7 protein-coding genes are annotated in these 11686 nt (G+C 67.3%); 2 read left to right on the top strand and 5 right to left on the bottom strand.

Translation table 11 applies throughout. The features are described 5' to 3' along the window. Positions 1-3 precede the first annotated feature (3 nt). A complete protein-coding gene (locus LGM56_RS06390) occupies positions 4-1152 on the bottom strand; it encodes a glycosyltransferase (protein ID WP_226204207.1) in 1149 nt (382 codons plus the stop codon). A gap of 438 nt (positions 1153-1590) precedes the next feature. Then, positions 1591-2640: a glycosyltransferase family 2 protein gene (locus LGM56_RS06385; RefSeq protein ID WP_226203606.1), complete on the bottom strand. Its 1050-nt coding sequence runs from the start codon at positions 2638-2640 to the stop codon at positions 1591-1593. A gap of 355 nt (positions 2641-2995) precedes the next feature. On the opposite strand from LGM56_RS06385, the gene LGM56_RS06380 reads away from it, so the two are divergent. Beyond that, positions 2996-4288 carry a right-handed parallel beta-helix repeat-containing protein gene (locus LGM56_RS06380; protein WP_226204205.1) on the top strand — a complete coding sequence of 431 codons (1293 nt, stop codon included), beginning with the start codon at positions 2996-2998 and terminating at the stop codon, positions 4286-4288. Positions 4289-4402: 114 nt separating this feature from the next. On the opposite strand, the gene LGM56_RS06375 is transcribed toward LGM56_RS06380, so the two are convergent. Then, a complete protein-coding gene (locus LGM56_RS06375) occupies positions 4403-5977 on the bottom strand; it encodes a mannose-1-phosphate guanylyltransferase/mannose-6-phosphate isomerase (protein ID WP_089497119.1) in 1575 nt (524 codons plus the stop codon). Next, a complete protein-coding gene (locus LGM56_RS06370; protein WP_226204203.1) occupies positions 5974-6552 on the bottom strand; it encodes a drug:proton antiporter in 579 nt (192 codons plus the stop codon). Before LGM56_RS06370 ends, LGM56_RS06375 begins: the two co-directional genes overlap by 4 nt. Positions 6553-7776: 1224 nt before the next feature. Here LGM56_RS06370 and LGM56_RS06365 point away from each other — a divergent pair. Beyond that, positions 7777-9168, top strand: a complete 1392-nt coding sequence (locus LGM56_RS06365; protein ID WP_179243726.1) for a sigma-54 dependent transcriptional regulator — start codon at positions 7777-7779, stop codon at positions 9166-9168. 40 nt (positions 9169-9208) lie between these two features. On the opposite strand, the gene LGM56_RS06360 is transcribed toward LGM56_RS06365, so the two are convergent. After that, a complete protein-coding gene (locus tag LGM56_RS06360; protein WP_264170809.1) occupies positions 9209-11662 on the bottom strand; it encodes a glycosyl hydrolase 2 galactose-binding domain-containing protein in 2454 nt (817 codons plus the stop codon). Positions 11663-11686: the final 24 nt, after the last annotated feature.

Below are 11686 nucleotides of genomic sequence, written 5' to 3'. Positions count from 1 at the left end.
GAATCAGGCTTTGACGTGATCCGGTGCGACCGGCTTGAAGTCGCGCGTGTCGACACGCGGCTCCTCGGTATCCAGTCCGTAGAGCGCATTCCACTGCCGGAAAATCGCGTTCATCGAAAACCGCTGAATCGCCCGTTTTCGGGCTGCCGCGCCCATTTGCTCGCGAAGCTGCCGGTCGTCGCGCAGCGTCGTCAGATACGCGGCCATCTCGGCGGCGTTCGACGCGACGTAGCCGGTCACGCCGTGAATCACCACGTCGCGATTGCCCACGACGTCCGTCACCACGGCCGGTATGCCGGCGACCTGCGCTTCGATCAGCGCGACCGGCATGCCTTCCCAGCGGGAAGTCTGGACGTAGATGTCCAGTTCCGATGTCAGCGCGAGCGCACGTGCGCGGGGTATCCAGCCGCTGCAGACGACGGCTCCGCGCTGGCCGGGATCCGGAATCTCGGCCGCGTTGCCGCCGATCCAGAGAAACTCGACGTCCGCGTCGTGCAGCATGTCGGCGAGTCGCACGAATGCCTGATGATTCTTCTGGTACGACGCCCGACCGCTCATCCCGATGACGACCTTGCGATCGTCGCGCATTCGACGCGGCGGGATCTCCGCCACATCGACACCGTTTTCCACCAGGACCGTCGATTTCGCGCGGACCTTTCCCCTGATCTCGGCGAGCTCGCTGCCCGAGCACGCGACGATGGTGCCGCCGATGTGCGCCGCGATGCGTTCGAAGCTCAGATAGGCGTACTGCTTCATGCGCGACACGTCGCGACGCAGGAACGAGAGTCCGTGCGGCGAGTAGAGCACCTTCGCGTTCGGGGCGGCGATCCGGGCGGCGATTCGCCCCAGTACGCCGGCCTTCGACGAGTGCAGATGAATCGCGGTCGGCTTGCAGTCGCGCAGGCTCCGGGCCAGCGCACGCACGCTCCGCAGATCCTGTTTGACGCTCACCTCGCGCGCCATGTCGACGTACACGAGCTTCACGCCGGGCAGGAACAGCGTCGAAAAATCGGTCGGGGTTTCCGGTCGGATCGAGTGCAGAACCGTCACGTCGACGCCGGTCGCTGCGGCATGGTTGGCGAGATGGGTCAGCATCGAAAGCACGCCGCCACCGAATGCTTCGGCGATATGAACGATCTTTTGTTGGGTCATCTGTGGGTCCAGCGATTCGCTCGCAGATTCATCGCACGTCGTGACGATGAGTCGCCGGCGAATCTTGCGGTCTCGATATCCGGTTCGTGAAACTATGCATTCCTGATTGATAAATGCATGGCAGTCGCGGCCATTGGATCCTGCTGTCACAGTCGCTGGTTGGCGCCGACGAGGCAGCGTGATGGTTTCCGCCGCTGGAATGCCGAGCCGACCTTGCCGCAGGGCGCCGGACACGATGCAGCGTGAGGAATCCATACCGCGACATACGTGCAGGCGCGATTCCTCCGAACATCGAAACCGGCGTTCGACTACGACGACTGGAGCCGGGACAACGACGAAGTCCGGTCAGTGCGCGTGAATCCACTGGTCCGGATCATTGTGCAGCGCATGCGCGACCCACTGGGTGCGATGGCTTACCGAATGCGCGATTCGGCGACGCTATCGCGCGTCGGCGTGATGGCCGGATGACTTCCGCACGCGCGCGAGCGGATTGGAGATATAGCGAATCGCGCGGTTGCTGAGCGTTGCCGACGGCAGCAAGCATGCGAGCGACAGCCCGGCTACGGCCGCTTTCTTGGCAACGCCCCAGAACGGGTTGCGCAGCACGGTTTGCCAGTAGCGTCCTGATTCGCACAGGAACCAGCGCCAGCGCCGCACGAGCGGGGCGTGATAGAGCGTGCTGGCGAAGCGGGCCTTCTCGATCGCGAAGTCGAGCGGCGCGATCGGCAATGCTTCGTGCAGCCGCGTGGCGGCGAGCATGCGCAGCGTCGCCCACCGGCGTTCGGCTTTCAGCGCGCCCGTCGCGGCGTCTTCCGAATTGGTGAGCGCAAGCGCCGGCGTGTCGACGGACGGGCGCGTCCCTGGCTGCTGGTGGACGCGATAGCCGCCGAGCGTCGCATCGATCATGTGCACGTTGCCGAGCAACGCGATACCGTAGATCGCGTAGAAATCCGCACCGTGCAGATTGTCCGGGGTGACAGGCACCGGAAAGATGCGCTTGAGCGCATCGACCCGATACGCGTTGCCCGATGCGGGCGGCGACGGGTACAGCCAGCCCGCGCGCAACAGGCGGCCGCAATCGGTGTCGACGGCCGACTGCGGTACGCTGGCCCCGGTCATCGCACCGTCCCGCGCGATCACGTCGAGCCGGAAATGCACCTTTACGAAGTCGCCGGATGCGAACGCGGCCAGCACGCGGGCCGCGGCGTCGGCATAGAGCAGGTCGTCGGCGTCGAGCAGGATCACGTAGCGCGTCGTGAGATGCTCGATCGCGCGGTTGTAGGCGGCGACCTGACCGCGATTCTCCTGGAACACCGCCGTCACGCGCTCGCCGTACGAGCGAATGATGTCGCGCGAATCGTCGGTGGAACCGTCGTCGACGACCAGCACGCGGATGCCGGGCGCGCTTTGTGCGAGCGCCGAATCGATCGCTTCGCGCAGGTACGCGCCGTGGTTGTAGTTGCAGATTGCGATGGTCAGCGTGGTCATGAACGGATTCTGGACGAGCGAAGTGCGGACGATCCGGGTGCCCGGCGCGCGGGGTGCGGTGCCCCGGAGCACGGTCGCATCGCATGGCGGCCATGATACGCGTCGTCGATCGGCATTCGGTTCGCGAGCCTACCGTTCCGCGATCCGCTTCAGCGAAAGCGCGATGAAGCGTCAACGGCAAGCCGGATACCCGATACGCCGCGCAGGCAGGATGTATTGGTCTGTTGACGCACTGAAGCGCGGCGGGTTCGAATGGTCCAATCGACGGTATCGTCGGAGGACAACTCGGTCGGCATGCAGCGATTCGGATGCGCGGGCCGGCACGTTCGAAGTCATTCCAGGGAGTCGACTCGATATGCGTAGATCACGTGGCACGTTTCTCGTGCGCGCAGCGCTCGCCGCCATGTGCGCGGCAGGCGGGCTGGCGGGGCCGGGCGGTGCCGCGGCGGCATCCGGCACGTCCGCGCCTGGTGCGCTTCATGCGACTGTACCGGATGCGGTCGTTCGTCCCGCTGCGGACGCGGCCGATCAGGCCGACATGCTGCAACATGCGCTGGACGCGTTGCAGCCGGGCCAGCGACTGGTGTTCGCGCCGGGCCGGTATGTGGTCGGCCGGTCGCTGGTCGTGCGGCAGCGGCATGTGGTGTTGTCGGGCTACGGTGCGACGCTGATCGCGACCACTCCGGGCGACCAGACGATCGAGATGAGCGGGGACGGTACGACGCTCGTCGGCTTCCGGCTCACCGGAACCGGCACGACACGCCTCACGACGCCGGAGTCGTCGAAGGTCGAGGTGACGGGGCGCGGTGTGCAGGTGCTCGACAACGTCATCGACGGCGGCGCGGGAGGCGGGATCTTCGTGTTCGGCGGCGCGGACGTCGCGATCGTCGGCAACGAGGTGCTGTCGACGCTGGCGGACGGTATTCACATGACGCACGGCTCGCGCAACGTGCTGGTGCAGGGCAACGTCGTGCGCGGCACCGGCGACGACATGATCGCCGTGGTGAGTTATCAGGCGGAAGGCGTGCTGACGCGCAACGTGCTGATTACCGGCAATTCGCTGGAGGGCAATCCGTGGGGGCGGGGCATCACGGTGGTCGGCGGTGCGGAAGTCACCATCTCGAACAACGTCGTGCGCAACGTACAGGTGAGCTCCGGCATTCTGGTCGCCCAGGAAGACAGCAATCGCACTGCCGGCTCGTCCGACATCCGCATCGAGGGTAATTCGATCGCGGATATCCAGACGGCGACGGATCGGGCCGATGCTCGCCCGGTCACGCAGCAGGCGGCGATCGAGGTCAGCACGTGGTCGGGTTCGGTGTCGCGCGTGACCGTGATTGGCAATCGCGTGTCGCATGCGCGATTCGACGGCATTCGCCTGTGGGGAAACGTGTCGGGCGTGCGGCTCGCGGACAATCAACTGTCGGGGATCGGCGGAATGCCGGTCCGGATCGACCCTGCGCACGATTGCGCGGCCGGCCGGCAGGTGGGGGCATCGGCACAGCAGGCGAAGGGCACGCCATGTGCGGGCGCCGCGCTTCAGCCGCTGTCGGCGGCAGGCGACGCGATCGGCGCGGACACGTCGGTGTTGCCGCGCGTGCGCGAGTCCCTCAGGCGGCCGCGCTGGCCGCAAGGCGGCCTCCACTGATCATGCGTTGCGTGGGCCGCCGGCCGGCGGCGCCAGGCGACGAACAGGCGGTCGCCCGTTGTTCGCGCGGCGGCGGGTGTTGGCGTCGCACACGCCGTCGCAATCCGCATGCACTTACCGGATGACGTCGCGTTCCGCGGCTTCCTCGTCCGGTTCGCGCGAGGCGAGCGACGGGTGCGGCGGCGCGGTCCCGACGACTGCGCGCCCGTACTGATCCTCGAACCGCACGATATCGTCCTCGCCGAGATAGTTGCCCGATTGAACCTCGATGATTTCGAGCGGAATCCGGCCGGGATTCTCGAGCCGATGCACTTCGCCGACGGCGATGTAGGTCGATTCGTTCTCGCACAGCAGGAACGTCTCGGTGCCGCGCGTCACCTTCGCGGTGCCGCGCACGACGATCCAGTGCTCGGCGCGGTGATAGTGCATCTGCAGCGACAGCTGCTTGCCGGGTTCGACCACAATCCGCTTCACCTGGAAGCGCTCGCCGAGATCGATCGAATCGTAATGGCCCCACGGCCGCTGCACCTTGCGGTGCTCGCTCACCTGCGGGCGCCGGTCGCTCTTCAGGCGCGCGACGATGTTCTTCACGCGCTGCACGTCGTGCTTGTTCGCGACCAGCACGGCATCGGCCGTCTCGATCACGACGACGTCCTTCATCCCGACGCACGCGACGAGGCGGCCTTCCGAACGCACGAGGCTGTCCTGCGTATCCTCGAAGACGATCGAGCCGCGCGCGACGTTGCCGTGATCGTCCTTCGGCATGATTTCCCAGATCGCGTCCCACGTGCCGACGTCCGACCAGCCGGCCGCGAGCGGCACCACAATGCCTTCGATGCCGAGTTCGGTGTGTTCCGCGAGGCGCTCCATCACCGCATAGTCGATCGAATCCGATGGGCACGCATCGAAGGCGGCCGCATCGACCCGGAAAAACGGATCGTCGGCGACGCCCGCGCGCCACGCGCTGTCGCAAGCGGCATGGATGTCCGGCGCGAGTGCGCCGATCGCTTTCAGCCAGACCGAGGCGCGCGTGACGAAGATTCCGCTGTTCCACCAGTAATCGCCCGATTGCAGGTAGCGCTCGGCGAGCGTCGCATCGGGTTTTTCGACGAAGCGTCCGATCGCGTAGCCGCCGTGGCTGCCGTGGCGGCCCGAGCGCGGCTCGCCGACCTGGATGTAGCCGTAGCCCGTCTCAGCGCGGCGCGGCAGCACGCCAAGCGTGACGATCGCGCCTTCCTGCGCATAACGCGCCGCGCGTGCGACCGCGTCCTGGAACGCGGCGACATCCGCGATCACGTGATCGGCCGGCATCACGGCGAGGACAGGATCGTTCGCGAGCGCGTTCGCATCGAGCGCGGCCAGCGTCAGCGCGGGCGCCGTGTTGCGCGCCGTGGGCTCCAGCAGGATGCGGGCAGGCGCCGAGCGGCCGTGTACCTGCTCGGCGCTCATGAAGCGATGTTGTTCGCCGCATACGAGTAGCAGCGTGTCGCCGAGCGACGCGTTCGCGATGCCGTTCAGGCGGCGCGCCGTCGCCGACAGCGGCGACTCGTTCGAGACCAGCTCGATCAGCTGCTTCGGATACTGCTCGCGCGACAGCGGCCACAGCCGCGTGCCGGAACCGCCGGCGAGAATCACCGGCAGGATATTCGGCAGATCGGGTTCGGGAACCGGGTGAAGGGCGCGGGTCATCGGTTCGCTCCGGTATCGGCGGGCAGCCGGGTGTGAGAGCGGCCGTCGGCGCGCGTATCGTCGTCGCGCGAGAACGAAACGGCGCGCGACAGCAGGTGACGCAGCGCACCGGCCGTACGGTCGGCCGGCCGGATCAGGCCGACGAACGGCGCCCCTAGTTCGAGATACGGACCGTAGGCCTTGCGGAATCCGAACCGTTTGTAGAACGCCTGACGCGGCGCGGGGACGTGCATGCGCACCGCAGTGTCCGGCCATGCGGCCTGCGCAGCGGTGAGTGCGCGCTCGATCAAACGCTCGAGCGTCTCGTCGTCGCGGCAGCTTTCGCTCGTCAGCACCTTGTCGATCATGACGTCCGGATCGATGTCGTCGCCGGGCAGGATGCGCGCGTAGGCGGCGACTTCCGTCGTGTCGCCGTCGCTCGCGCTCGCATAGACGTGCAGCGCGCCCGCGTCCTTGCCGTCGATGTCGAGATGCGTGTGGGCGTCTTCGACCACCAGCACGGCGTTGCGCGCGCGCAGGATTGCATAGAGATCGACGGCGCTCAGATGTTCGAATTCACAACAATGCCATTCCATGATGCTGTCCTCGCGTGATGCCTTCGGCATGCCGCGCTGCACGAACGCGATCGTTCCGTACGGCGTGGCGATCTTCATCATCCGGATGCGCGCTCCGGCGGTCTGTTCGAAAGCGTACTCACGCTCCGGATTCGCAAGTCCGGCGCGCGCTATGGGGCGGTGTGCGCGACAGGCGAGCGTCGCAATGTGCGACAGCACACATCGTCGGGGCCGCTGCCTTTTCATAATTGATTCATCGTGGCGGGCTGCAATGAAGTGCGACTGGCCAGCATCGCACGCGAACGAGGCAGCGGGGCGCGGGACCGAGGATTGCGCGTGCCGCCGACGGGCCGCTCGCGTACCGTATCGTCGGCAAGCTGCCGACCGCATGCGTGGACGGCCGCCGCGACCTACCGTTGGGCCTGCATCCGGTCGAACCGCGGGGGTGTCCGGTCGCGTGGGAATGGCCATCATGCTGCGCCGCGAGACGCGCGTGCCGGCCCCGCGTATTTCAAACTCGTCGACGGCGATTCGCGCGAAAAGCGCCAGCAGGCGCGATACCGTTGATTACGGCGTGATTACGACGTGTAACGGTGGGACGGCCCTCGCGCCGGCGCAATGGGATGGGGTTATCCGGGGGCGCGCGGGATTATGTGGTGCGAGGCACACGGTGCCGCCACTTTGACGAGATTTCGACGGAAATTACGGGTAATCGACGGTATCAATCTTGCGGAAAAGTAGTATTTGCCACTGATTGACGGGAAAGGTCATAGATAATCAAATCTCAGTGTTCAAAAAGGGGGCGGTGCGGAACGGCCGGCGCCGTAACGGCTTGATTCAGGTTTATCTTTTGCTAACAAAACCGGCCCGAAACGGGGTGTAAATTCAGGTGCGATGAAATGGGGCAGTCAATCCGGGCGCGGTTTGGCGGCCCTCCGGTTCAGCATCGGCGCGATTGTCGTGTACGACGCGATGCCCATGCGGACGGCTTTTGTTTGCCGACGTGCCCCGCCTGGCGGCGGGTTGCTTCAAAGCCGGAATGTCGTGGCTCCCGTAGCCGCGTGTTCCGTTCGAGTTCGATGACAACGAGACGGGATGATATCCGGCTCGATCTCCGGGGGTTCTCGCCGTGTGCAGTTTCGATCTTCGCCAAGGCTGCGGAAACGCAGCGCGGAAAGGCGGCCATGCGCCGCCTGCCGCCGCGCACGCGAACGGTTCGCGGAGTGCAGAAAATGATGGTTTGTTATGAATATGCCAATAACGCGCGATAAGAGCGCCGGCGTGGGGAGCAGTAACGGGCAGCGTCCGCTGATTTACTGGACGCAATCGCCGTCCGTGATGCTGCGAAAGGAATTGTCGCGCCGCGACTGGAAGGTGTCGGTCGTCGCGCATGCGAGCGAGTTGCGCGACACGTCCGGCGAAATTACCTGCGGCATTCTCGACCTGAGCGGCGGCCATGCCGATGCGATCGGCAGCATCGCGTCGACCTGCGCGTCGATGCGCGATGTCGTCTGGGTGGCGCTCGTGGATGTCGGTCAGACCACCTCGCCGAACGTGCGCGCGCTGTTGCGCGACTACTGCTTCGACTACGTGACGTTGCCGGCGTCGCATCAGCGGATCGCCGATACGGTCGGCCATGCCTACGGCATGGAATGCCTGTTCGCGCGCGATCGCGAACAGCTCGAATCGGAGGAAAAGGGCATCGTCGGCACCTGCAGCGCGATGCTGCGGCTGTTCGATACGGTGCGTCGTTTCGCCCGCACCGACGCGCCGGTGTTCGTGTTCGGCGAAACGGGAACCGGCAAGGAACTCACGGCCGTCGCGATCCATCGCCATTCAGCGCGGCGCAACGGCCCGTTCGTCGCGGTCAACTGCGGCGCGATTCCGCCGCATCTGCTGCAATCGGAACTGTTCGGCTATGAGCGCGGTGCGTTTACCGGCGCGAACGCGCGCAAGATCGGCTACGTCGAAGCCGCGAACGGCGGCACGCTGCTGCTCGACGAGATCGGCGACCTGCCGCACGAGAGCCAGGCGAGCCTGCTGCGGTTTCTGCAGGAACGCTCGATTCACCGTCTTGGCGGCAGCGAGCCGGTGCCGGTCGATGTCAGGATCGTGTCGGCGACGCACGTCGACCTGCGCGATGCGATGGAAGAAGGACGCTTTCGCGCCGACCTGTTCCACCGTCTCTGCGTGATGCGCATCGACCAGCCGCCGCTGCGCGCGCGCGGCAAGGACATCGAACTGCTCGCGCACCACATGCTCGAACGCTTCCGCGGCGATGCGCGCCATCGCGTGCGCGGGTTCTCGACGGATGCGATTACCGCGCTCTACAAGCACGACTGGCCGGGCAATGTCCGCGAACTGATCAACCGCGTGCGCCGTGCGGTCGTGATGACGGAGGGGCGCCTGATCACCGCGCGTGACCTCGAGCTCGAATACTGCCTCGATGCGGCGTCGCCGTCGGTGGCCGACATCCGCAAGTCGATCGAGCGCGAGGCGATCGAAACCGCGTTGCTGCGAACGCGCGGGCGCGTTGCCGCTTCGGCGCGCGAACTCGGCGTGTCGCGCGCGACACTGTATCGCTGGATGGAGGCGTACGGTATCGAGCGGCCGCGCGGGACGGGCTCGTCCGATTGATACAGGGCGGCACGACGCTCGCGGGGCCGCGAGCGTCGTGTCAACCGGCCTGCGTGGCTCGCACCGCGCGCGCGGCGTTCACGGCGCGGATTTCCACCGCGGGCGGGACATTGTCGCCGCCCGCCACAGGCTTCCCGTCGATGCGCAATGGAACGAGCGCGATGCGCGCCGGCGTGCCGGGCGCGAGATGGAACCAGTCGTCGCCTGGCATGAAACCCGGCGCGTCGATCTGCACATGGCGCGCGACGTGTCGCGTGTCGACGTCGACGTGCCAGGTCTCGCCGGTGCGCGACACGCATGCCTCGATCCCGAGTTCGCGACGTGCCAGTACGGCCGGATGCGTGCGCGACACAAAATGGAACGCCTGCGACAGCAGCGCGCCGTCGTCGGCCCGCAGGGTCGCGACGACCGTATCGTGTTCGCACGGGCCAAAACGGTATGCATAGGTCCAGTCGAAGAAGCGGCCGAGCAACTCGGCCGAGCCGAGCCGCACCGTGTCGTGCGCGGCGATCCGCACCGGGCAGCCGGCCCGCGCGACCGGCGTACGGCCGTCGCGCAGCGCGACCAGCTCGATTGACGCCGACAGCGGCGCCGGGCGCTCGTTGACGACGTGCACGTCGAGCCCGTTCAGCCCTTCGTCGACGAGGAGCACCTGGATCGGCTGCAGCACCTGACGCAGCGCATACCATGCCGATTTCGGCCGGTGTGCGGCGTCGATCACGCCCCATCCGGCGCCCGGCATCACGTCCTGGAACTGCCAGACGAGCGCGCCGGCGCAGCGCGAGCCGGTGCGCCGCCATTCGGAAAACGTTTCGCGCATCAGGTCAGCGATCACCGCGCGCGACAGCTCGAAGTAGCGCGCCGGATCCTCGCGCCGCAGCCGGTCGGGCACGACGTCGTACAGCGTCTGCAGATAGTGGTCGCGAATGTCCTCGAAATCCCACGACGTGCCGGGGTCGCGCGGCACGGCCGCTTTCCAGCGCGGCTCGTGCACGCCGGGCCAGCCGAGTCCGGCGAGTGTCGCGTCGCACGGCACGTTCGCGAACGCGAGGCATTCGCTCGCAAAGCGCACGTCCGCGCGTCGCGCGTCGTCGAGCGGACGCAGGTACGCACCGACGCCGTAGTAGTGCGACACGCGTTCGCGCGGCGTGAACGGCAGTACGCCGCCGTCGGGCGAATCGGGCACGTACGGGACATCGGGACGGAGCGCGGCCGCGTGGCCGGCCAGCCGGTCGGCCGTCAGTTCGAGGAAGCGCTGCTTCGGCCCGAGCCCCGACATCGCGGCCTGTTGCGCGATCTCGCTGCCGCCGCACAGCACCGCCAGCGACGGCGAAGCGCCGTGACGCGACAGGAACTGGGTCGCTTCGCGATCGACGTTGGCCGCGAACGCCGGATCGTCGAGCGCGTAATCGAAGTTCGCGAAACCGAAGTCCTGCCAGACCAGCAGCCCGAGCCGGTCACACCCCGCGTGGAACGCGTCGGCCTCGTAGGTCATCGTGCCGCCGACGCGGATCATGTTGAAGCCGGCGTCGCGTGCGAGCCCGAGCAGGCGGCCGTAGGTCGCGTCGTCCGTGTGTAGCGCGAGCGGCGCGGCGCTGCTCCAGCATGCGCCGCGCGCGAACACGGGCACGCCGTTGATGCGCAGTCCGAAACCCTTGCCGTCGGCGCCGGAATCGATCTCGATCGTGCGGAAACCGGTCGAGCCGAGCGGCCGGCGCGCATCGCCGATATGCAGCACAACGTCGTAGAGCGCCGGTTCGCCGTGCGTATGCGGCCACCAGCGACGCACGTTCGGTATTGCGACGTGCGTACGCAGCCGGTCGGCGCCGTCACGTTCGAGCGTCGCATGATGTTCGCCGCACGACAGCCGCGCTGCGAACGTATCGGGCAGCGGCGCGGCGAACGTCAGTTCCGCATCGAGCCAGCCCGTGTCGCCTTCGACGCGCGCCTGCAGCTTGCAGTCGGCCAGAACCGGCCCGTCGGCCGGATCGAGCACGTCGACGGGCCGCCACGGGCCGGTGGGCACATACGGCGGAAACCAGCCCGGCATGTGCCCGAACAGCGACGTGCGGATCGTGCGCAGCCCGGCCGGCTCGGCGAGCCGCGTGCGCCAGCGCGCACGGCGCGGTGCGCGTGCGTCGCGCAGGTGCGGCGCGAGTGCGCGGAAACAGAGGGTCAGCCGGTGGGTGCCGTTGAGCGACACGGGCACGTCATGCGTGACGAACATGCTGTCGGAGCGGAGGATCGGCGTGTCGTCGAGCCACGCTTGCGCGAGCGTCGCGAGGCCGTGAAAGCGCAGGATGCGCGGCCCGCGCCCGCGCAGCTCGACGCGGTACCAGTGGTCGCGCTCGTCGAGCGATGCAGCTTCGTCGAGGCGGCCGGCCACCGCGAGCGCCTGCGCGACCGTGCCGGGCACCGGCGCTGTGATCCAGTCGCCGCCGTCGACCGGGAGGTCGCGCGGTTCTCGCACGGCGCCTGCGGCCGTCGCCAGCATCGACCACGCGGGCAGGGCGCGCGC

Source organism: Burkholderia sp. AU38729, from assembly GCF_020419725.1.
Classification (GTDB): domain Bacteria; phylum Pseudomonadota; class Gammaproteobacteria; order Burkholderiales; family Burkholderiaceae; genus Burkholderia.
The sequence above is the reverse complement of the archived record's forward strand: the minus strand, read 5'-3'. Positions and strand labels throughout refer to the sequence as shown.